Below are 21,619 nucleotides of genomic sequence, written 5' to 3'. Positions count from 1 at the left end.
ACCGCCCGGTAGACGCAAATAGTCCCGGCGGCGGTCACCCGGCCGCAAAGAAAAAGCCGCGCAGTGCGCGGCTTTTTCCGTCGAGCGTGCAGCGATGCCTCAGGCCAGCTGGCCGTGGCAGTGCTTGAACTTCTTGCCGCTGCCGCAGGGACACGGATCGTTGCGGCCGACCTTGGGGGCATCGCGGTGCGCCGGCATCGGGCCGGACTGCACGTAGCCGCCTTGGGCCGCAGCAAGGCGCTGCACCTCCTCGGCTTCCTCGTCGGCACCGTAGCCGCCCGCATCCTGGTGCTGGAACTGCATCTGCCGGGCCTGCGCCTCGGCCATGGCGCGTTCCTGCGCTTCCAGCGCCGCGACCTCTTCCTCGCTGCGGATGCGCACCCGCGACAGCAGGGTGACGACTTCGCTCTTCACCCGCTCCAGCATGCTGGAGAACAGTTCGAAGGCTTCCTTCTTGTACTCCTGCTTGGGCTGCTTCTGCGCGTAGCCGCGCAGGTGGATGCCCTGGCGCAGGTAGTCCATGCGCGCCAGGTGCTCCTTCCAGTTCTTGTCGAGCACGGTCAGCATGATGTGCTTTTCCAGCGCCCGCATGGTCTCGTCGCCGACCACGGCTTCCTTGTCGGCGAAGTGCTTGTCCATCGCCTCCTGCACGCGGCGCTCGATGGCCTCGGCATCGAGGTCGTCGGTTTCCTCGCGCCAGCGGGTCACCGGCACTTCCGCGCCCATTTCCTCGCCCAGTTCGCGTTCCAGTCCCTGCAGGTCCCACTGCTCGTCCACCGAGTTCAGCGGCACGAAGCGGGCGACCGTCTCGGCGACCACGTCGCCGCGGATGCCGTCGATGTTGTCCTTCACCGACTCGGCGTCGAGCAGTTCGTCGCGCTGGGCGTAGATGACCTTGCGCTGGTCGTTGTTGACGTCGTCGAAGTCCAGCAGGTTCTTGCGGATGTCGAAGTTGTGCGCCTCGACCTTGCGCTGCGCCTTCTCGATCTGCCGACTGACCAGCTTGTCCTCGATGACGTCGTCTTCCTTCATGCCGATCAGCTTCATCGCCTTCTGGACCCAGTCCGAGGCGAAGATGCGCATCAGGTTGTCTTCCAGCGACAGGTAGAAGCGGGACGAACCAGGATCGCCCTGGCGACCGGAGCGGCCACGCAGCTGGTTGTCGATGCGGCGCGATTCGTGGCGCTCGGTGCCGACGATGTGCAGGCCACCGGCGGCCTTCACTTCGTCATGGCGCTTCTGCCATTCGGCCTTCACCGCCGCGCGGTCGGCGTCGCTGGCGTCTTCCGCCAGTGCTTCGTATTCGGCTTCCAGCGAGCCGCCCAGCACGATGTCGGTACCGCGGCCGGCCATGTTGGTGGCGATGGTGATCGCACCCGGACGGCCCGCCTGCGCGACGATGTGCGCTTCGCGTTCGTGCTGCTTGGCGTTGAGCACTTCGTGCGGCACGCCGGCCTTGTTGAGGAAGTCGGACAGCATTTCCGACGTCTCGATCGACGTGGTGCCGACCAGCACCGGTTGGCCGCGCTGGTAGCAGTCCTGGATGTCGGCCAGCACCGCCTTGAACTTGCCCTGGCGGTTGAGGAACACCTGGTCCGGCGAATCCTTGCGCACGGTCGGGCGGTTGGTCGGGATGACGATGACTTCCAGGCCGTAGATGCTCTGGAACTCGAACGCTTCCGTATCGGCCGTGCCGGTCATGCCGGACAGCTTGTTGTACATGCGGAACAGGTTCTGGAACGTCACGCTGGCCAGCGTCTGGTTCTCGCGCTGGACCGGCACGCCTTCCTTCGCCTCGACCGCCTGGTGCAGGCCGTCGGACCAGCGGCGGCCCGCCAGCGTGCGGCCGGTGAACTCGTCGACGATGACCACTTCGCCATCGCGCACGATGTAGTCCACGTCGCGCTGGTAGATGGCATGCGCGCGCAGCGCGGCATTGAGGTGGTGCACGACCGACAGGTTGTTGGCGCCGTACAGCGGCTCTTCCTCGCTGATGATGCCGGCCTGCAGCAGCAGTTCCTCGGCGTGCTCCATGCCCGCTTCGGACAGGTGCACCTGCTTGCCCTTCTCGTCGACCCAGTAGTCGCCTTCGCCTTCCTCGCTCTCCTGCTTGATCAGCTGCGGCACGATGCGGTTGACGCGGATGTACAGCTCCGGCGATTCGTCGGCCGGGCCGGAGATGATCAGCGGGGTACGCGCTTCGTCGATCAGGATCGAGTCGACTTCGTCGACGATGGCGTAGTGCAGGCCGCGCTGGAAGCGGTCGGCGCGCGACATCGCCATGTTGTCACGCAGGTAGTCGAAGCCGAATTCGTTGTTGGTGCCGTAGGTGATGTCGGCGGCGTAGGCGGCGCTCTTGTCGCCGTGCGGCATGCCCGGGTACACGACGCCCACCGACAGGCCCAGCCAGTTGTACAGGCGGCCCATCCAGGCCGAGTCGCGACGGGCCAGGTAGTCGTTCACGGTGACGACGTGCACGCCCTTGCCTTCCAGCGCATTGAGGTAGGTCGGCAACGTGGCGACCAGGGTCTTGCCCTCGCCGGTGCGCATTTCGGCGATCTTGCCCAGGTGCAGCACCATGCCACCGATCAGCTGCACGTCGTAGTGGCGCATGCCGAGTACGCGGCGGCTGGCCTCGCGGCAGACCGCGAAGGCCTCCGGCAGGATCTTGTCCAGTGCTTCCCCGCCGGCGATGCGCTGCTGGAACTCCGGTGTCTTGGCCTTCAACTGCTCGTCGGTGAGCTTCTGCAGCTCCGCTTCCAGCGCGTTGATCTTGTCGACGGAGCGGTGCAGCTGCTTGAGCAGGCGCTCGTTGCGGCTGCCGAAGACACGGGTAAGCAGGTTGTTGATCATGTAGGGAACCGGAAGGGATAAAGGACGCCGGGGCGGCGCAGCGTGCGCGGCCCCAAAACGAAACAGGGCGCAAGGCGCCCTGTCTGGCAACACCGTATTGTAGCTTGGGGCGCTGCCCGGGGAATCAAGGCTCGCGGTAGGACCGCCACCTTCCCGTTTGGTTCCGCAGGCCTCAGCCGCGCTTGACCTGGCCCACCGGCGTCGGGCCTTCGCCCAGGAACTTGCGCGGATTGACCACGCGCTCGTTCTCCCACACTTCGAAATGCACGTGCGCGCCCGTCGAACGACCGGTCGAACCGGCCTTGGCGACTTCCTGGCCCACGCGGACCAGATCGCCGGCCCGCACGCTGAGGCGCGAGTTGTGCGCATAACGGGTCACGTAGCCGTTGCCGTGGTCGACATCGATGACGTTGCCGTAGCCGCCCTTCACGCCGGCGAAGCTCACCACGCCGTCGGCGACGGCCAGCACCGGATCACCGACGCGGGCCTTGAAGTCGATGCCCTTGTGATTTTGGCCACCGCCGCCGAACGGGTCGGCGCGACCGCCGAAACCGGAGGTGATGTAGCTGTTGGCGATCGGCATGCGGCCCGGGGTCGCATTCTTGTCCAGTTCGCGATTGAACAGCAGGGCTTCCAGCACCGACAGCTGGCGACCCGAGGCGGCGAACTGCCGTTCCAGGTTGTCCACGCCGTCCTTGAGGTCGGCAGGCTTCATGTCGAAGGACGCGTCGTTGCCGCCGACGCCGACCGGTTCGTTGAAGTCGAACTCGCCATCCTGCAGCTGGCCCACGCGGGTCAGGCGCTCGCCCAGGGCGTTCAGGCGATTCGCCTGCGCCTGCAGTTCGCCCAGGCGCGCGGCCATGGCGTTGATTTCCTGCTGGGCGCCACGACGGACCTGGTCCAGTTCGGCATCACGCTGCTCGGCCTTGGCCTGCAGCAGCGACACCTGCGCCATGCCGGCGGCACTGCGGCCACCCACGCCAACCAGCAGGCCGGCGGCGACCAGCACTGCGGCACTGGCCAGCGGACGCGCGTGGAATGCGAGGCGGATACGGTAGGCACCGTGGGCGGACGCATGGGCCCACCAGGTGCGCGAATTGTTTACGATGGTCTTAAAGCTCATAAATTCCGATGTCTGATTCGAAGTCCAAGCCGCGCCGTACCGGCATCGCGCAACCTGCCCTGCAGGCCGCCCTGACCGATGCCGCCACCGACCCGGTACGTCGTGCCATGTGGCTCGACGCCTTGGAACAGCAGCTTCGCCCCTGCCTTCCGCCCGCCCTGGCGCCGCATTGCCGATTGGCGAACGTGGCGGGCAAACGGCTCGTTTTTATCGTCGACTCCCCCGTGTGGAACGCCCGGCTTCGCCTGGCGGCACCCGAATTGATCGACGTGGCCCAATCCATCGGACTGGCGGTCACCGAAGTCACCGCCAAGACGAACCTCGCGCCGCTCGTGAAGCCCGCGCAGAACCCGGTCGTACCCGTGTCGGAAGCGTCCCGCAAAGGGCTGCAAGCGGCCCTCGACCTCCTGTCCGCGCCGGACTCCGCCAGCGCACCTGCCCCGCAGGGCCGTCATCGTGGACGCCGGAAAATTTGACTCGGCCATCACGAGGGACGGGGCATGGTACCGGCCACCGTCGGTCGGGGCGTTAGCCGAAAGTTAAGACCGCGTTATTTCCCGGCCCATTTCCTGACGCGGTTCACACTTTCGTCAAGGCGTAACCAATCCCACGCCCTCGCGTGACGAAGGTGGGAAACCGGGCGACAGCGGGTTCACCGTTCCGGCGGAACGGATGTCTCAGATGGCCAGGGCCGGGGTTGCGTAGGTGACCGGGGACGGCGTGGCACGGTCCTCGAAGGTCACTTCTTCCCAGGCCGAAGTCTCGGCCAGCAGCGCGCGGACCAGTTTGTTATTCAACGCGTGGCCCGACTTGAAGCCCTCGTAGGCGCCCAGGATGGGGCGGCCGGCGAGATAGAGGTCGCCGATGGCGTCCAGGATCTTGTGGCGGACGAATTCGTCCGTGTAGCGCAGGCCGTCCTCGTTCAACACACGGAACTCGTCCAGCACGATGGCATTGTCCATGGAGCCGCCGAGGCCGAGGTTGCGCTCACGCATGTATTCCAGGTCGCGCATGAAGCCGAACGTGCGCGCACGCGCGACTTCCTTGACGTAGGCGCCGGTGGAGAAATCCACTTCCGCCCGCGACTGCGAGGCCGGGATCATCGGATGGTCGAACTTGACGGTGAAGCCCAGCTTGAAACCGTCGTACGGCTCGAAGCGCGCCACCTTGTCGCCCTCGGTCACTTCGACCGTGCGGGTGATGCGGATGAAACGCTTGGGCGCGCCCTGCTCGGCGATGCCGGCGGACTGGATCAGGAACACGAACGGACCCGCAGAGCCGTCCATGATCGGCAGCTCGGCCGAGGACAGTTCGACGTAGGCATTGTCGACGCCGAGGCCGGCCATCGCCGACATCAGGTGTTCGACGGTCTGCACCTTGGCGCCTTCGCAGGTCAGGCCGGTACACAGCGTGGTCTCGGTGACCAGTTCCGCACTGGCGGGAATCTCCACCACCGGGGTCAGGTCGACGCGCCGGAACACGATGCCGGTATCCACGGGGGCCGGGCGCAGGGTCATGTAGACCTTTTCGCCACTGTGCAGCCCCACGCCCGTCGCGCGGATCACGTTCTTGAGGGTGCGTTGCTGGGCCATCGGATGGGGATCGCAGGTGGGGGGAACCTGAGCGGGCAGCGAGAATATCACGCAGACCACTGAATCTTAACGGAAGCACCGGTCTGTCCCACCCCTGCAACAACGGTCTGCCAAGGCCGTCGTGAAAGGGCTGCCGGACCGGCGAAGGTCCGGCAGCGAAGGGACATGGCGATGAAACGGCACATCATCTGCTCCCTCCCCCGTTTACGGGGGAGGGTTGGGGTGGGGGCAGGCCGAAGACCTTGCTTCCGGCCCTTCGATGCGTTGCCGAAGATCGTCGGCTCCGCTCGCCCCCATCCCAGCCTTCCCCCGCAAGCGGGGGAAGGGGCACATCACATCAGTCCGCCTGGCGGCGCAGGAACGCCGGGATGTCCAGGTAGTCCGACGGCAGTTCCGCCGAGACCGGCGCGGAGGCAGGGGCCGACGGCGCGGGCGAGGCCGAACCGCGGCGCAGGCCCAGGCCGCTGGTGGCAGCGCTGATCGGATCCATCGAGAAACCGTCGTCGATCGGCATGCCGGTGGTGGCGTCGCGGACCAGCTTGATCGGCGCACGCATCGGCTCGCGCAGGTCGTTGCCGCGACCGACCGGCTGACGGCCGGCATTGCGGTTCAAACCGGTGGCGACCACGGTCACGCGCACCTCGTCCTGCATGTCCGGGTCCAGCACGGTGCCGACCACGACGGTCGCGTCCTCCGAAGCGAAGCCTTCGATGGTGCGGCCCACTTCGTCGAACTCGGCCATGGTGAAGTCCGGGCCGGCGGTGATGTTGACCAGGATGCCGTTGGCGCCGTTGAGGTTGACGTCGTCCAGCAGCGGGTTCTGGATGGCGGCCTCGGCAGCGGCCTGCGCGCGGTCGTCGCCGCGGGCCGAACCGGTACCCATCATGGCCAGGCCCATTTCGCTCATCACGGTGCGCACGTCGGCGAAGTCGACGTTGATCAGGCCCGGACGCACGATCAGGTCGGCGATGCCCTGCACGGCGCCGAGCAGCACGTCGTTGGCGGCGCGGAAGGCCTGGATCATGGTGGCGTTGCGGCCCAGCACGGTGATCAGCTTTTCATTCGGGATGGTGATCAGCGAATCGCAGTGCTGGCTCAGTTCCTCGATGCCCTTCAGCGCGACCTGCATGCGGCGACGGCCTTCGAACGGGAACGGCTTGGTGACCACGGCGACGGTGAGGATGCCCATCTCCTTGGCCAGCTGCGCCACGACCGGTGCGGCGCCGGTGCCGGTGCCGCCACCCATGCCGGCGGTGATGAACACCATGTCGGCGCCGTCCAGCGCGTCGATGATGCGCTCGCGGTCTTCCAGGGCTGCTTGACGGCCAACCTCCGGATTCGCGCCCGCACCCAGGCCCTTGGTGACGTTGCTGCCGAGCTGCAGCTGCAACTTGGCGCCGCAGTTCTTGATCGCCTGCGAATCGGTGTTGGCGGTGATGAATTCCACGCCGTCCACGCTGCCGTTGACCATGTGCGCCACGGCGTTGCCGCCGCCGCCGCCCACGCCCACGACCTTGATCACCGCATTCGGGGCCATCTTTTCAACCAGTTCGAAATGTGCCATGTCCTTGTCCTCGTTTATTTAGTTATGTAGTGCTGTGTGGAACGAACGTCGTGATGCCTTCAACTTCGCGGTAGGTGTCGCCTCACTCAGAACTCGCCGCGATACCAGTTCTGCAGTTTCTTGAACCAGCTGCCCGCCTTGCCCGTGGGCAACGACGGACGCCGGGGGTGTTCGATCTGGCTGCCCATCAGCAGCAGGCCGACGCCGGTGGCATGCACCGGATTGCCGACCACTTCGCCCAGGCCGGTGACGTGCTGCGGGATGCCGACGCGCACGGGCATCTGCAACATCTCTTCCGCCAGCTCGACCACGCCTTCCATCTTCGCGGCGCCGCCGGTCAGCACCATGCCGGCGCGCACGCGCTCCTCGAAACCGGAGCGGCGCAGTTCGGCCTGCACCATCTCGAAGATCTCCTCGTAGCGCTGCTGCACGGCCTGCGCCAGCGCATGGCGCGGCAGGCGGCGCGGCGGACGGTCGCCGACGCTCGGCACCTGGATGCTTTCTTCCGCCGTAGCCAACTGCGCCAGCGCGCACGCGTAGCGCACCTTGATCTGTTCGGCTTCCGGCGTGGGCGTGCGCAGCATGTGCGCGATGTCGTTGGTCACCTGGTCGCCAGCGATCGGCAGCGATGCCGTGTGGCAGATCGCGCCCTGCACGAACACCGCCAGGTCGGTGGTGCCCGCGCCCATGTCGACCAGCACCACGCCGAGTTCGCGCTCGTCGCTGGTCAGCACGGCCACGCTGGACGCCAGCGAGGAGAAGATCAGGTCGTCGATCTGCAGGCCGCAGCGCTGCACGCACTTGCTGATGTTGGCGGCGGCCGACTGTGCGCAGAACACCAGGTGGGCGTCCACTTCCAGGCGCACGCCGGTCATGCCGACGGGATTGCGGATGCCTTCCTGCGAGTTGTCCAGCTTGTACTCGCGCGGGATGGCGTGGAGGATCTTCTGGTCGGCCGGGATCGCGACCGCCTTCGCCGCTTCCAGTACGCGGTCCAGGTCGCCCCAGGTCACTTCGCCGTCGCGGATCGGCACGATGCCGGGCGAGTTGCGGCACTGCACGTGGTTGCCGGAGATCGAGGCGTAGACTGAGCGGATCTCGCAGCCCGCCATCAGCTCGGCTTCCTCGATCGCGCGCTGGATCGACTGCACCGTGGATTCGATGTCCACGACGACGCCGCGCTTGAGGCCGCGCGATTCGTGCGAGCCGATGCCGATCACTTCGATCGGATTGCCCGGCGCGTACTCGCCGACCAGCGCCGTCACCTTGGAGGTGCCGATGTCCAGCCCGACGATCAGCGATTTGTCACCCTTGCGATTCATGTAATGCCCTGCAGAAGACGACCCGCGACCGCAATCGGCGCAGGCAATGGAGTCGGTGTGGAAGCCGGCGGCGGCGACTTGGGCGCCTCGCCCCAGCTGAGCGCGAACCCGTTGGTGTAGCGTAGGTCCGCGCGCACCAGCGGCTGGGTCTGCGCGGCCAGCAATTGCGGCAGCATCCGCGCGAAGCGGCCAAGCCGCGGACGCGCATCGGTGCGGCCGACCACCACCTGCGTGCCGTTGCCGAGCAGCAGCGACCAGCTGCCACGGGCATCCATCACCAGCGTGGTGACATCCAGGCCGAGGGGCGCGAACAGCTGGCGGGATTCGTTGTAGAGCGCGGTCACTTCCTGCACCTGCGAATCCGGTCCGCCGAGCTGCGGCAGGTCCAGGCCGGCGAGTTCCTTCGGCATCGGGAACAGGCGGCCGTGCTCCGACAGCAACTTGTCCTTGCCCCAGCGCGCGAACGGCTTGTGCTCGGTGATGCGCACTTCCAGCACGTCGGGCCAGCGCTTGCGCACGTCCGCACGCTCCACCCACGGCAGCTGCTCGACTGCATGCTTGGCATCGTCCAGCCGCACCGCGAAGAAGCCGCGACGCGCATAGGGCAGCACGGCTGCCTGCAACTGCGCCGGCTCCACGCGCGCCAGTTCGCCCTGCACGCGCAGCTTGCTCAGCGGCCAGCGGTCGGCACCGATCCAGCCGTTGACCACGGCCACGACCGGCAGCGCCACCAGCGCCAGCGCGATCAGCCAGGTCAGGATGCGCAGGGCGGCGTTCATCGGCCCGCCACCTCCGGTACCGTCTGCTCGAGGATGCGCCAGCACAGGTCTTCGAAGCCGATGCCGACCTGCGCCGCTGCCTTCGGCACCAGCGAATGGCTGGTCATGCCGGGCGCGGTGTTGACTTCCATCAGCAGGAAACGGCCGTCGGCGTGACGCATCACGTCAACGCGGCCCCAGCCGCTGCAACCGGCCGCGCAAAACCCGTCCAGCGCCAACGCGCGGATCTGCGCTTCATCGCCAACATCGTCCAGGCCCGGGCACAGGTACTGCGTGTCGTCGGCGATGTATTTGGCGTGGTAGTCGTACCAGCCCTGCGCCGGCACGATGCGCACCGACGGCAGGGCCAGGTCGCCGAGGATGGCGACGGTGAATTCGCCACCGGTCAGCATCTGCTCGGCCAGCAGTTCACCCGGATAGGACGAGGCGAACGCGACTGCCGGCGCCAGGCCGCTTTCATCCTGGATCTGGAACACGCCGACGCTGGAACCTTCGGCCGACGGCTTCACGAACACCGGGAAACCCAGCGTGCGCACCGCCGCCGCCAAGTCGCCGCCGGCGGGAATGCGCACGAAGCTCGCGGTAGGAAGACCCGCGGCCTGCCACACCTGCTTGGTGCGGATCTTGTCCATCGTCAGCGCGGAACCCAGCACGCCGGGGCCGGTGTACGGCACACCGAGCGACTGCAGCAGGCCCTGCAGCACGCCGTTCTCGCCATCGCCGCCATGCAGGATGTTGAACACGCGATCGACCTTGCCCGCGCGGATCGCCTCGACCAGCGCCGGCACGCCATCCACGGCGAACGCCTGCACGCCGCGCGCAAGCAGCGCATCCAGCACGTTCTGCCCGGAGTTCAGCGACACCTCGCGCTCGCTGGAAACGCCGCCCAGCAGCACGGCGACGCGACCGAAGCGCGAGGCGTCGGTGATGCGCAGCGGCGGCACGGCGATGGCGCTCATGCGGGGTCCTTGGCGGTGAAGCCGTGCGCCGCCAGGTGCTGCGACAGGTGGCCGATGTCGCCGGCGCCCATCAACAGCAACAGGTCACCGTCCTGCAGGACATCGGGCAGCACGTCGACCAGGTCGGTGACCTGGCTGACCACCACCGGCTCGTTGCGGCCGCGCGCACGGATCGCGCGCGCCAGCGATTTCGCATCCGCACCCGCGATCGGCTGTTCGCCGGCCGGGTACACCTCGCTCAGCACCAGCGCATCGACCTCGGACAGCACGGCGGCGAACGCATCGAACTGGTCGCGTGTGCGGCTGTAGCGGTGCGGCTGGAACGCGACGACGAGCCGCTTGTGTGGCCAGCCGCCACGCGCCGCCGCGAACACGGCGGCCAGCTCCTTCGGATGGTGACCGTAGTCGTCGACCAGTTGCACGCGCGCGCCCTGCGGCGTGGCGATCTCACCGAGGTCGTTGAAACGGCGACCGATGCCGGCGAACTTCTCCAGCGCGGCGGCGATGTTCTCCGGCGACACGCCGAGCTGCCAGCCGATCGCGGCGGCGGCCAGCGCGTTCTGCACGTTGTGGCGACCCGGCAACGCCAGGCTGACGCGGATGCTGGCGTCTTCCGGCAGGCGCAGCGTGAAGTGCATGCGACCGCCCTCCTGCTCGACGTCTTCGGCACGCACGTCGGCATTCTCAGCGAAGCCGTAGCTCATCACGTGGCGCGGCGTGTCGGCGGCGATGGCGGCGACCTCCGGATCGTCGATGCACAGCACCGCCAGGCCGTAGAACGGCAGGCGCTGCAGGAACTCGGCGAACGCGGCCTTCACCCGCTCGAAGTCGTTGCCGTAGTTCTCCAGGTGATCGGCATCGATGTTGGTGACGATGGAGATCAGCGGGTTCAGGCGCAGGAAGCTGCCGTCGCTCTCGTCGGCCTCGGCCACCAGCCACTGGCCATCGCCGAGCTTGGCGTTGGCGCCGGCGGCAAGCAGCTGGCCGCCGATGACGAAGGTCGGGTCCAGCCCGCCTTCGCTCAGCACGGCGGCGGCGAGGCTGGTGGTGGTGGTCTTGCCGTGCGTGCCGGCCACGGCGATGCCGCGGCGGAAGCGCATCAGTTCGGCCAGCATCGCGGCGCGCGGCACGATCGGGATGCGCTGGCTGCGTGCTTCCATCAGCTCGGGGTTGTCATGCTTGATCGCACTGGACACCACCACGCAGTCGGTGCCGAGCACGTTGGACGCGTTGTGGCCGCGCATCACGCGCGCGCCCAGCGACGCCAGGCGGCGGGTCGCCGCATTGTCGGCATTGTCCGACCCGGAGACTTCATAACCCAGCGTGCACAGCACCTCGGCGATGCCGCTCATGCCGGAGCCGCCGATGCCGACGAAGTGCACCCGGCGGAATGCCTGGGCCAGGTTGCCGGTGTGTTGCAGGCGGCGCTCGCGGGCGGCGGCGATCATCATGCCTGCGTCCTCATCTTGATTGCTTCCTCGAGAATCGTGTCGGCGATGCGGTCGGCCGCATCGGGTTTCGCCAGCGCGCGCGCCGCGTTCGCCATCGACAGGCGCGCACCGGCGTCGTCGATCAGGCGGCGCAGCGTGGCGGCGAGACGGTCGGCGAGCGCATCGTCCTGCTTCAACAGCACGGCGGCATTGCGCTCGACCAGGTATTCGGCATTGCGGGTCTGATGGTCATCCACCGCCTGCGCGAACGGCACCAGCACGCTGCCCACGCCGACCGCGCACAGTTCCGCCAGCGTCGAGGCGCCGGAACGGCAGACCACCAGGTCCGCCCAGGCATAGGCGGCGGCCATGTCGGTGATGAAGGCCTCGACGCTGGCGGAGACGCCGGCATCGGCATAGGCCTTGGCGGCTTCGTCGCGCAGCTTCTCGCCGCACTGGTGGCGCAGGTTGATGCTGCCCGCGGGCAAGGTCGCGATGGCCTTCGGCACCGCCAGGTTCAGCGCACGCGCGCCCTGGCTGCCGCCGAGCACGAGGACGCGCAGTGGACCGCTGCGACCGGCGAAGCGTTCGGCTGGTGGCGGCAGCGCGGCGATCTCGTCGCGCACCGGATTGCCGACGACCTCTTCCCGCGACGGGAATGCGCCGGGAAACCCGCTCATCACGCGACGCGCGACCTTCACCAGCACGCGGTTGGTGAAGCCGGCCGCGCGGTTCTGTTCGTGCACCAGCAGCGGCAGGCCCATCAGCTTCGCCGCCACACCGCCCGGGCCCGATGCGAAGCCGCCGAAGCTGACCACCGCCCGCGGCGCACGGCGACGCAGCGCGAAGCCGGCGGCACGGATCGCGCGCAGCACGCGTACGGGCGCACCGAGCAGCGCCAGCGTGCCCTTGCCGCGCAGGCCGGTGATGGCCAGCGTGTCCAGCGGGATGCCGTGCTGCGGCACCAGGCGCGTTTCCATCGCGCCGTCGGCACCCAGCCACACCACCGGCACGCCGCGCGCGCGCAACACCTTGGCCACGGCGAGCGCAGGGAAGATGTGGCCACCGGTGCCGCCGGCCATGATCATCACGGGGGACGCAGAGGTCGCCATCACGCGATCCTCTCGAACGTCGGCTCGACGCGCTGCTGCAGCCGGCTGGTGCCGCGCAGCGTCTGAGAGAGCGTCGGCAAGGTGGTGGCCGCAGGCGCGGTCGACCCCGGACGCGGCTCGACCGGCGCACGCGGCGGTTCGCCACTGCCCTGTGCCGCTTCGCCGCGCAGCGCGACCTGGCGCTGCGTGCGCTCGAGTTCGTACGACACGCGCAGCAGCAGCCCCATCGCCACGCAGGTCATCAGGATGCTGGAGCCGCCGGAAGAGATCAGTGGCAGGGTCAGGCCCTTGGTCGGCAGCAGGCCCAGGTTCACGCCCATCGACACGAAGCTCTGCATGCCGATCCACAGCGCCACGCCGAAGGCGACATAGCCGGCGAAGTGGCGACGCATCTCCACGCAACGCAGGCCGACGACGAAGGCGCGGCCGACCAGCAGCGCGTACAGCGCGACCACCAGGCAGATGCCGGCGAAGCCGAGTTCCTCGCCGATCACCGAAAAGATGAAGTCGGTGTGCACTTCCGGCAGGTAGTTGAGCTTCAGCACGGAGCCGCCCAGGCCGATGCCGCCCCACTCGCCGCGGCCGATCGCCATCAACGCATTGGTCAGCTGGTAGCCGCTGCCGAACGGATCGGCCCACGGATCCGAGAACGAGGTGATGCGACGCCAGCGGTACGGCTCGGCGATGGCGATCACCGCCATGATCGGCAGGCCGACCAGCACCGGGCCGAACATGCGCGGCATGTTCACGCCACCCAGCACCAGCATGCCGGCGGTGATCGCCAGCAGCAGCGAGGACGAACCGAAGTCGGGCTGCATCAGCAGCAACGCCACCAGCAGCACCACCACGCCCAGCGGCTTCAGCATCGCCATCCAGGTGGCGTTGACCTCGTCGCGGAAGCGCACCAGGTAGCTGGCCAGCCAGACGATGAAGAACACCTTCACCGCCTCGACCACCTGGAAGTTCGACACGCCCAGGTTGATCCAGCGGTGCGCGCCCTTGACGCTCACGCCCAGGCCGGGGACGAACACCATCAGCAGCAACACCACGCAACCAAGCAGCAACAGGTGATTGCGCGCCTCGATGCTCTTCAGCTCGGTGCGCGTCACCCACCACGCGAGGCCGGCGCCGGCCACCAGGAACATGCCGTGGCGGATCAGGTAATAGAACGGATTGCCGTGCTGGTAGATCGACGCCGACGCCACCATCACCACGCCGAGCGAGGCCAGCGCCAGCATGGCGCCGAGCAACCAGGGGTCGAAGCGGCCCCCGATGGCATCCAGTCGCGTGGCCTGGCGCGGCGTGTCGTTCATCAGCGCACCTTCAACGTGGCCAGGCCGACGAGGACCAGCACGACGGAGATGATCCAGAAGCGCACGATCACGCGCGGCTCCGGCCAGCCCTTCAGTTCGAAGTGGTGATGGATCGGTGCCATCCGGAACACGCGCTTGCCGGTCAGCTTGAACGACGCCACCTGGATCATCACCGACAGGGTTTCGATGACGAAGATGCCGCCCATGATCACCAGCACCAGTTCCTGGCGCACGATCACCGCGATGGTGCCGAGCACGGCGCCCAGCGCCAGCGCACCGATGTCGCCCATGAACACCATCGCCGGATAGGTGTTGAACCACAGGAACCCGAGTCCCGCGCCGGCGATGGCCGCGCAGATGATGGTCAGTTCGCCCGCGCCCGGCACCGGCGGGATCTGCAGGTAGTTCGAGAACACTGCGTTACCCGAGGCGTAGGCGAACACGCCCAGCGCGCAGGCCACCAGCACGGTCGGCATGATCGCCAGACCATCCAGGCCGTCGGTCAGGTTGACCGCGTTGGAGAAACCGACGATCCAGAAGTAGGCGATGGCGACGAAGCCGATGCCCGCCAGCGGCAGCGCGATCGACTTGAAGAACGGCACGTAGAAGGTCGTCGCGGCCGGCACGTCGGCGTACAGATACAGATAGAGGCCGGCGGCCAGGCCGAAGATCGACTGCAGCAGGTACTTCCAGCGCGACTTCAGGCCGTTGGGGTCGCGCTTGACGATCTTGATCCAGTCGTCGTACCAGCCGATGGCGCCGAACGTCAGCATCACCAGCAGTACCACCCACACATACTTGTTGCGCAGGTCGCCCCACAGCAGTACCGACAGCAGCACGGTCATCAGGATCAGCGCGCCGCCCATCGTCGGCGTGCCCGCCTTGGAGAAGTGGGATTGCGGACCGTCCTTGCGGATCGGCTGGCCGCCCTTCAGCTGGCCGAGCTTGCGGATCACCGCCGGACCCAGCCACAGCGACAGCGCCAACGACGTCAGCGCGGCGAGGATGCCGCGGAACGTCAGGTAGCCGAACAGGCCGAAGAAGTTTTCCAGGCTCTGCAGCCAGCGAGCCAGTTCAAGCAACATGCGATGCGTCCTCCCCGGTGGACATCAGGGCGGCGACGATCCGGTCCATCGCGCTGCCACGCGATCCCTTGACCAGACAGCGCACGCCGGCCCGCAACTCGGCGCGCAGTGCGGCGGTCAGCGAGGCGTGGTCTTGGAATGAATGCGCGCCTTCGCCGAACGTGGCAGCGGCGGCGGCACTGAGCGGACCCAGCGTGTACAGGCGGCGCAGTTCCGCAGCCTTGGCGCGGCGGCCGGCGTCGGCATGCAGCGCTTCGGCGTCGTCGCCCAGTTCGCGCATGTCGCCCAGTACCAGCCAGCCTTCGCTGCCCGCCTGCGCGCTTGCTGCCGCTAGCGTGTCGATCGCGGCGACCAGCGAACCAGGATTGGCGTTGTAGCTGTCGTCGATCACCACCGCGCCGTTCGGCAGCGTGTGCGCGACCTGGCGGCCGGCGACCGGCTGCGCTGCCGACAGGCCATCGGCGATGACCGCCAGCGATACGCCGCAGGCCATCGTGATGCCGGCGGCAGCCAGTGCGTTGAGCACGTTGTGGCGGCCCGGCAGGTGCAACTGAACTTCGACCTCGCCATGCGGCGCGACCAGCACGAAGTCCGAGCCGTCCGCCGTCGCGCGGATGTCGCGCGCGGTCAGGTCGGCCGTCGCCTCCAGGCCGAAGCGCAGGATGCGGCGGTCGGGCACGCGGCCGGCGAAGTATTCGGCAAAGGCATCATCGGCGTTGATCACCGCCGTGCCGTCGGCCGGCAGCGCGTCGTAGATCGCGCCCTTGGTCTCGGCCACGCCCATCAGCGAACCCATGCGCTCCAGGTGCGCGGCCGCGATGTTGTTCACCAGCGCCACTTCCGGCGTGACGATATCGGTCAGGTAGGCGATGTCGCCGGGCTTGCCCGCACCCATCTCGTAGACCGAGAAATCGGCATCGTCCGGCCCGTCGATGACGGCCATCGGCAAGCCGATCTCGTTGTTGCGGTTGCCCGGATTGAAATAGGTGACGCCGGCACGCTGCAGAATGGACACCACCAGCGTCTTCACCGTGGTCTTGCCGTTGCTGCCGGTGATGGCGACCGCCTTCTCCACGCGGTCGCGCTGCAGGCCGGCGGCGATCCGCGCCAGCGCCAGCAGCGTGTCCGGCACCACCACCTGCGGCACGTCGACCTTCACTTCGTGGTCGACCAGCACCGCGGCGGCGCCACGCATGGAGGCGTCGTAGGCGAAATCATGGCCATCAAAACGCTCGCCGCGCAGCGCCACGTACAGGCTGCCCGGCACCAGCGCGCGCGTATCGTGGGTCAGCGAGCCGATCACCAGATCGTCGCCGATCAGTTCGCCGCCCGCCCAGTGCGCCAACAGTGACAGGGGAAGCCGTTTCATCGACGGTCCTCCAGTGCCTGCCGGGCGACGGCCGTGTCGTCGAACGGATGCTTCACGCCGTGGATTTCCTGGTACGGCTCGTGGCCCTTGCCCGCCACCAGCACGATGTCGTCCGGCCCGGCCTGCGCGACCGCCTGGGCGATCGCCTGCGCGCGGTCGCGCTGCACGGCGACCGCATCGGGTTTCGCGAAGCCGGCCATGATGTCGGCCACGATGCGGTCGCCATCTTCGGTGCGCGGGTTGTCGTCGGTGACCAGCACCACGTCCGCCAGGCGTTCGGCAATGGCCGCCATCAAGGGCCGCTTGCCGGTATCGCGGTCGCCGCCGCAGCCGAACACGCAGAACAGCCGCCCCTGCACGTGGTCGCGCAGGCTGGCCAGTGCCTGTTCCAGCGCATCCGGCGTGTGCGCGTAGTCGATCACGACCAGCGGCCGCCGGCTGCCGGCGGCATCGCTGTCGCCGCCGAGCCGGTTCATGCGGCCATGGATCGGCGCCAGCCGCGACAGCGTGCGCGCGATCTCGGCCGTCGTGTCGCCGAGTGCGTGCAGCACCCCGGCGACGGCCAGCAGATTGTCGACATTGAAGCGGCCCAGCAGGCGCGACTGCACCGGCTGCGCCTCGTCGCCGATGACCAGGTCGAAGGCGATGCCACCGCCATCGAGCCGCAGTCCGTCGGCACGGACGACGACCTCGGCCTGTCCGCGCGAACTCACGCCGATGCGCTGTACGCCATGCGGCAGCCGCGCGAACAGGTCGCGCCCGTAGGCATCATCGACATTGACGACGCCCGCCTTCAGGCCTTCGCGCGCGAACAGCAGCGACTTGGCGGCGCCGTAGCGCTCCATGTCGCCGTGGTAATCCAGGTGGTCGCGGGTGAGGTTGGTGAACACGCCGACATCGAAGTGCACGGCGTCGACGCGCCCCTGGTCCAGCGCGTGCGAGCTGACTTCCATCGCCACCGCCTTGGCGCCGGCATCGCGGAACTGCGCCAGCAGCGCATGCATCTGCAGCACCAGCGGCGTGGTGAAGCCGGTCGGCACGACCTCGCCGTACATGCCCGCGCCCAACGTACCCACCGTCGCGCAACGCACGCCGCGCAGGTGCCAGGCCTGCGCCAGCAGTTGCACGGTCGACGTCTTGCCGTTGGTGCCGGTGACACCGACCATCTTCATGTCGTGCGACGGCGCGGCATGGAAGCGGTCCGCCATCGCGCCCATTCGCGCGCGCAGGCCCGGCACGGCGATCGCATCGCGCGGCGCTTCCAGGCCCTCGGGCACCGGCGGCTCGAACAGGATCGCGCTGGCACCGTTTTCCTTCGCTTGCGCGGCGAAATTCAGCCCGTGCGCGCCGAAGCCGGCGATGGCAACGAAGGCGTCGCCGGACTGCACGCTGCGGCTGTCCAGGGTGAGGCCGCGCACGACGATGTCGCGCGGCACCTCCACGTCGGGCAGCAGTTCGGCAAGGGCCATCATCCGCCTCATCGCGTCGCTCCCGTCGCCGGCAACGCGGCCTGCGGCACGTCGAATGCGGATGGATCGGTGGTGTCGACCGCGTCGTCGGCGATCGGCGCCGGGGCGGGAGCCGCCGCGCTGCTGCCGGGCTTGTGCGTGTTCTTGGCCTGCGCGGCGAGCCACGCTTCGATGTCGTCTGGCGGCACGTCCATCAGCCGCAGCGTTCCGTCCATCACGTCATGGAACACGGGCGCCGCGACCAGGCCACCGTAGTAGCCGCCTTCCTGCGAGTCGTTGATCACCACGACGGCGGCGAACCGCGGATTGCTGGCCGGCACCAGGCCGGCGAAGAACGAGGCGTACCGGCCTTTCGCGTAGCCGCCGCCCGAGGCGATACGCGCCGTACCGGTCTTGCCCGCCACGCGGTAGCCCAGCACGCCGGCACGCTTGGCACCGCCTTGCGTCACCACGGTTTCCATCATGCCGACGACTTCATGCGCGATGGCCGGATCGAGCACCTGCGGCGCTTCTCCCCGCTGGCCCTTCACGAACGTGGGCGTCACCAGCTTGCCGCCATTGCCGAGCGCGGCGTAGGCGCGCGCGATCTGCAACGGCGTCACCGCCAGGCCGTAGCCGTACGACATCGTCGCCTTCTGCAGCCCGTTCCAGCGATCCGGCGGCGCCAGCATGCCGGCGGATTCGCCCGGGAAGCCGCTGCCCGGCTTCTGGCCGTAACCGAAACTGTGGATGCTCTCGTAGAAGTAGGCGTTCGGCAGCTTCTCGGCGATCTTGATCGAGCCGATGTTGGAACTCTTGGTGATGACGCCCGTGACGGTCAGCACGCCGTTGTTCCGCGGAACGTCCTTGATGGTGTAACGGCTGTTCAACGCCAGGTAGCCCGGGTTGGTGTTGATCAGCGTCGACGGCGTGACCACGCCCGCCTTCAGCGCGGTCGATACGGTCAGGGGCTTCATGGTCGAACCCGGCTCGATCATGTCGGTCAGCGCGCGGTTGCGGCGCGCATCCGGCTTCACCCGGTCGATCGCGTTGGGGTTGTAGGTCGGCAGGTTGACCATCGCCAGCACTTCGCCGGTGGTCACGTCCATGATCACGATCGAACCGCTGCTGGCCTGGTGCTCGATCAGCGCATTGCGCAGCTCACGGTGCGCGAGGTACTGGATGCGGCGGTCGATGCTGAGCGTCAGGTCCTTGCCCGGCTGCGCGGAGCGGATCAGGTCGACGTTCTCGACGATGCGGCCGCGGTTGTCGCGGATCACCTTCTGCGAACCCGGCGTACCGCTGAGCCATTCGTCGAACGCCAGCTCCAGCCCTTCCTGGCCGCGGTCATCGATATTGGTGAAACCCAGCACATGGGCCATCGCCGGCCCCTGCGGATAGAAACGACGGAACTCGCGCTGCGAGAACACGCCGGGAATCTTGTGCGCGAGGATCCTCTGCGCCTCGTCCGGATTGATCCGGCGCTTGAGGTACAGGAATTCCTTGTCAGCCTTCTGCGACAGGCGGTTGGTCAGGTGGTCCAGCGGCACGCCCAGCACCTGCGCCAGCTCGGGCAGGCGGTCTGGCGTCTTCAGCAGCTCCTGCGGATTGCCCCACACCGATTCCACCGGCGACGACACCGCCACCGGTTCGCCGTTGCGGTCGGTGATCATGCCGCGCGAGGTGGGAATGGGGATCTCGCGCAGGAAGCGCGCATCGCCCTGACGCTGGTAGAAATCGTGGTTGATCAGCTGCACGTAGGCCGCGCGCCCGACCAGGCTGACCGAGCACAGGCCCATCGCGCCGAGCACCAGCGCCAGGCGACCACGCAGGTTGAAGCGGGCGCGGTTGCGGTTCTTGGTGGGCGTGGTGGTCATGGCCGGATCACCACGATGTCGGTCGCTTCCGGAAACTTCATGCCCAGGCGCACGCGTGCGACCTGGTCGATGCGGGTGGCTTCGGCGACCGTGGCCTGCTCGAGCTGCAGGCGGCCGAACTCGACGTTCAGTTCGTCGCGCGCGCGCTCCAGCCGCGTCACCTCGTCGAACAGCACGCGATGGCGGTGGCGCGCGTAGACCACGCCGATCGCGGAAGCGATGTTGGCCAGCACCAGCACGGCCATCAGGAAGCGGGTCATGCGGCCACCTCCAGCTTTTCCGCGACACGCAACACGGCGCTGCGCGCCCGCGGGTTGGAGGACACTTCCCCGGCCTCGCCTTTCTGCCCGCTGCCGATGGCGCGCAGCGTAGGCGTGAAGACCGTCGCCACCGGCAGGCGGCGGTTGGCCGGCGGCGCCTTGGCGTGCCGGTTGATGAACTGCTTGACGATGCGGTCTTCCAGCGAGTGGAAGCTGATCACCGCCAGCCGGCCACCGACCTTCAGGCGCGCCAGTGCAGCATCGAGTCCGGCTTCCAGGTCGGCCAGTTCGCGGTTGATATGGATGCGGATGGCCTGGAAGCTGCGCGTGGCCGGATGGATCTTCTCGCCGCGCGGCATCACCGACGCGATCGCCGCCGCCAGATCGGCGGTGCGGCTGAACGGCTGGGTGGCGCGACGGGCGACGATGGCGCGCGCGATGCGGCGGCTCTGCTTCTCCTCGCCGTACGTCCACAGCACGTCGGCGATCTCGCGCTCGTCCGCACGGGCGATCCACTGCGCGGCACTCTCGCCAGATTCCGGATCCATGCGCATGTCGAGCGGACCGTCCTTGCCGAAGCTGAAACCGCGCTCGGCCACGTCCAGCTGCGGCGACGACACGCCCAGGTCCAGCAGCACGCCATCCAGTCCGGCGGCGGTTTCGTCCCATTGCGCCATCGACGCGAAGCTGCCGCGGAAGATCGACACGCGCGCATCGCCCGCGAACGTCTGTTCGGCATGCGCGATCGCTTCGGGATCCTTGTCCATCACCAGCAGCCGGCCTCCCGGGCCGAGTTGTTCCAGCACGCCGCGCGCGTGGCCTCCGCGCCCGAAGGTGCCGTCCAGATAGGCACCGTCCTCTTTCACCTGCAGCCCTTCCATGACCTGCGCGTACAACACCGGCAAGTGCAGCGCTGGGAGGTGACCGGCCGGCGCGGACTGCCGCGTGCCGTCACCCTTGCTCACAAGCGCAGCTCGAGCATGTGGGCGCTCAGATCGTCGTCCGTGAGGGTCTGACGGATCTGCGCGTGGTGTGCCTGTTCGCTCCAGAGTTCGAACTTCTCGCCCATGCCGAGCAGCACGGCCTTCTTTTCGATGCCGACCGCGCTGCGGTGGCTGGCCGGGATGCTGATGCGGCCATTGCCATCCAGTTCGACCGGCGATGCGGCGCCGATCAGCTTCAGCTGCAGGCTGCGGTGCGCCTTCTGGGTGCTGGGGAGCTTGCTGACATCGTCGCGGACGCGCTGCCAGACCTTCTCGGGGTACAGGTACAGACTGCCGCCCTCGAAGGGGTTGTAGGTGATCACCAGGCGGTTGCCGCACTCGCGCGCGACCAGGTCACGGTACGCGGTGGGCACCGCGAGCCGTCCCTTGTCGTCCACTGTGATGGCGGTCTCACCCTGAAACACAGCCCCTGCCTTCCCGATGCGCGAATGAGCGATCAATTGAACCACGAAAAACCACGTAAAACCCGGTTTTCCCTCTGCTACCCACCTTAGCACTGCGCACAAGGTTGTCAACAGGAAAACAGGCC

17 protein-coding genes and 1 pseudogene are annotated in these 21,619 nt (G+C 67.9%); 1 reads left to right on the top strand and 17 read right to left on the bottom strand.

The features are described 5' to 3' along the window. Positions 1-99: 99 nt before the first annotated feature. Entirely contained in the window at positions 100-2,853 is a 2,754-nt protein-coding gene (secA, locus tag V7060_RS01355) for a preprotein translocase subunit SecA (RefSeq protein ID WP_334177464.1), read from the bottom strand. A gap of 172 nt (positions 2,854-3,025) precedes the next feature. Continuing rightward, entirely contained in the window at positions 3,026-3,976 is a 951-nt protein-coding gene (locus tag V7060_RS01350) for a M23 family metallopeptidase (protein ID WP_334177463.1), read from the bottom strand. A gap of 8 nt (positions 3,977-3,984) precedes the next feature. On the opposite strand from V7060_RS01350, the gene V7060_RS01345 reads away from it, so the two are divergent. After that, positions 3,985-4,452: a DUF721 domain-containing protein gene (locus V7060_RS01345; RefSeq protein ID WP_334177462.1), complete on the top strand. Its 468-nt coding sequence runs from the start codon at positions 3,985-3,987 to the stop codon at positions 4,450-4,452. A gap of 201 nt (positions 4,453-4,653) precedes the next feature. On the opposite strand, the gene lpxC is transcribed toward V7060_RS01345, so the two are convergent. The 15 genes and pseudogenes from lpxC to mraZ form a co-directional block, all read right to left on the bottom strand. Continuing rightward, positions 4,654-5,568 carry a UDP-3-O-acyl-N-acetylglucosamine deacetylase gene (lpxC, locus tag V7060_RS01340; protein ID WP_334177461.1) on the bottom strand — a complete coding sequence of 305 codons (915 nt, stop codon included), beginning with the start codon at positions 5,566-5,568 and terminating at the stop codon, positions 4,654-4,656. A gap of 337 nt (positions 5,569-5,905) precedes the next feature. Beyond that, positions 5,906-7,132: a cell division protein FtsZ gene (ftsZ, locus tag V7060_RS01335; RefSeq protein WP_334177460.1), complete on the bottom strand. Its 1,227-nt coding sequence runs from the start codon at positions 7,130-7,132 to the stop codon at positions 5,906-5,908. An 86-nt stretch (positions 7,133-7,218) separates the two neighbouring features. After that, entirely contained in the window at positions 7,219-8,454 is a 1,236-nt protein-coding gene (ftsA, locus tag V7060_RS01330) for a cell division protein FtsA (protein WP_055940270.1), read from the bottom strand. Beyond that, positions 8,451-9,233 carry a cell division protein FtsQ/DivIB gene (locus V7060_RS01325; RefSeq protein WP_334177459.1) on the bottom strand — a complete coding sequence of 261 codons (783 nt, stop codon included), beginning with the start codon at positions 9,231-9,233 and terminating at the stop codon, positions 8,451-8,453. The genes ftsA and V7060_RS01325 overlap by 4 nt, the downstream gene beginning before the upstream one ends. Beyond that, positions 9,230-10,192 carry a D-alanine--D-alanine ligase gene (locus tag V7060_RS01320; protein WP_334177458.1) on the bottom strand — a complete coding sequence of 321 codons (963 nt, stop codon included), beginning with the start codon at positions 10,190-10,192 and terminating at the stop codon, positions 9,230-9,232. The genes V7060_RS01325 and V7060_RS01320 overlap by 4 nt, the downstream gene beginning before the upstream one ends. Beyond that, on the bottom strand, positions 10,189-11,640 hold the full coding sequence (gene murC / locus V7060_RS01315; protein WP_334177660.1) for a UDP-N-acetylmuramate--L-alanine ligase: 1,452 nt from the start codon (positions 11,638-11,640) through the stop codon (positions 10,189-10,191). Before murC ends, V7060_RS01320 begins: the two co-directional genes overlap by 4 nt. Continuing rightward, a complete protein-coding gene (murG, locus tag V7060_RS01310) occupies positions 11,640-12,710 on the bottom strand; it encodes an undecaprenyldiphospho-muramoylpentapeptide beta-N-acetylglucosaminyltransferase (protein ID WP_334177659.1) in 1,071 nt (356 codons plus the stop codon). The genes murC and murG overlap by 1 nt, the downstream gene beginning before the upstream one ends. Positions 12,711-12,733: 23 nt before the next feature. After that, the gene (gene ftsW, locus V7060_RS01305; RefSeq protein ID WP_334177457.1) at positions 12,734-14,047 is read right to left on the bottom strand and encodes a putative lipid II flippase FtsW; all 1,314 of its coding nucleotides are present in this window, start codon (positions 14,045-14,047) and stop codon (positions 12,734-12,736) included. Next, positions 14,047-15,132, bottom strand: a complete 1,086-nt coding sequence (gene mraY, locus V7060_RS01300) for a phospho-N-acetylmuramoyl-pentapeptide-transferase (RefSeq protein WP_334177456.1) — start codon at positions 15,130-15,132, stop codon at positions 14,047-14,049. The genes ftsW and mraY overlap by 1 nt, the downstream gene beginning before the upstream one ends. Beyond that, on the bottom strand, positions 15,122-16,501 hold the full coding sequence (gene murF, locus V7060_RS01295) for a UDP-N-acetylmuramoyl-tripeptide--D-alanyl-D-alanine ligase (RefSeq protein ID WP_334177455.1): 1,380 nt from the start codon (positions 16,499-16,501) through the stop codon (positions 15,122-15,124). Before murF ends, mraY begins: the two co-directional genes overlap by 11 nt. Further along, entirely contained in the window at positions 16,498-17,982 is a 1,485-nt protein-coding gene (locus tag V7060_RS01290; protein WP_334177454.1) for a UDP-N-acetylmuramoyl-L-alanyl-D-glutamate--2,6-diaminopimelate ligase, read from the bottom strand. Before V7060_RS01290 ends, murF begins: the two co-directional genes overlap by 4 nt. Before the next feature lie 134 nt (positions 17,983-18,116). Then, positions 18,117-19,826, bottom strand: a pseudogene (locus V7060_RS01285) (penicillin-binding transpeptidase domain-containing protein); the annotation flags it as partial. Continuing rightward, positions 19,823-20,086: a cell division protein FtsL gene (gene ftsL, locus V7060_RS01280; protein WP_334177453.1), complete on the bottom strand. Its 264-nt coding sequence runs from the start codon at positions 20,084-20,086 to the stop codon at positions 19,823-19,825. The gene ftsL and the pseudogene V7060_RS01285, both read right to left, overlap by 4 nt. Next, on the bottom strand, positions 20,083-21,051 hold the full coding sequence (rsmH, locus tag V7060_RS01275; protein WP_334177452.1) for a 16S rRNA (cytosine(1402)-N(4))-methyltransferase RsmH: 969 nt from the start codon (positions 21,049-21,051) through the stop codon (positions 20,083-20,085). Before rsmH ends, ftsL begins: the two co-directional genes overlap by 4 nt. Next, positions 21,048-21,494 carry a division/cell wall cluster transcriptional repressor MraZ gene (gene mraZ, locus V7060_RS01270; RefSeq protein WP_162336843.1) on the bottom strand — a complete coding sequence of 149 codons (447 nt, stop codon included), beginning with the start codon at positions 21,492-21,494 and terminating at the stop codon, positions 21,048-21,050. The genes rsmH and mraZ overlap by 4 nt, the downstream gene beginning before the upstream one ends. Positions 21,495-21,619 lie beyond the last annotated feature (125 nt).

This window comes from Pseudoxanthomonas sp., from assembly GCF_036845285.1.
Lineage (GTDB): Bacteria > Pseudomonadota > Gammaproteobacteria > Xanthomonadales > Xanthomonadaceae > Pseudoxanthomonas_A.
This window is presented reverse-complemented; position numbering and strand designations above follow the sequence as displayed.

Bases quoted from the DNA above. Each gene is read 5' to 3' on its own strand.
- V7060_RS01345 (WP_334177462.1), top strand. From the start codon at position 3,985: ATGTCTGATTCGAAGTCCAAGCCGCGCCGTACCGGCATCGCGCAACCT.
- murG (WP_334177659.1), bottom strand. From the start codon at position 12,710: ATGATCATGGCCGGCGGCACCGGTGGCCACATCTTCCCTGCGCTCGCC.
- mraY (WP_334177456.1), bottom strand. From the start codon at position 15,132: ATGTTGCTTGAACTGGCTCGCTGGCTGCAGAGCCTGGAAAACTTCTTC.
- V7060_RS01350 (WP_334177463.1), bottom strand. From the start codon at position 3,976: ATGAGCTTTAAGACCATCGTAAACAATTCGCGCACCTGGTGGGCCCAT.
- murC (WP_334177660.1), bottom strand. From the start codon at position 11,640: ATGATCGCCGCCGCCCGCGAGCGCCGCCTGCAACACACCGGCAACCTG.
- ftsL (WP_334177453.1), bottom strand. From the start codon at position 20,086: ATGACCCGCTTCCTGATGGCCGTGCTGGTGCTGGCCAACATCGCTTCC.
- ftsZ (WP_334177460.1), bottom strand. From the start codon at position 7,132: ATGGCACATTTCGAACTGGTTGAAAAGATGGCCCCGAATGCGGTGATC.
- lpxC (WP_334177461.1), bottom strand. From the start codon at position 5,568: ATGGCCCAGCAACGCACCCTCAAGAACGTGATCCGCGCGACGGGCGTG.
- V7060_RS01290 (WP_334177454.1), bottom strand. From the start codon at position 17,982: ATGAGGCGGATGATGGCCCTTGCCGAACTGCTGCCCGACGTGGAGGTG.
- ftsA (WP_055940270.1), bottom strand. From the start codon at position 8,454: ATGAATCGCAAGGGTGACAAATCGCTGATCGTCGGGCTGGACATCGGC.
- ftsW (WP_334177457.1), bottom strand. From the start codon at position 14,047: ATGAACGACACGCCGCGCCAGGCCACGCGACTGGATGCCATCGGGGGC.
- V7060_RS01325 (WP_334177459.1), bottom strand. From the start codon at position 9,233: ATGAACGCCGCCCTGCGCATCCTGACCTGGCTGATCGCGCTGGCGCTG.
- V7060_RS01320 (WP_334177458.1), bottom strand. From the start codon at position 10,192: ATGAGCGCCATCGCCGTGCCGCCGCTGCGCATCACCGACGCCTCGCGC.
- murF (WP_334177455.1), bottom strand. From the start codon at position 16,501: ATGAAACGGCTTCCCCTGTCACTGTTGGCGCACTGGGCGGGCGGCGAA.
- secA (WP_334177464.1), bottom strand. From the start codon at position 2,853: ATGATCAACAACCTGCTTACCCGTGTCTTCGGCAGCCGCAACGAGCGC.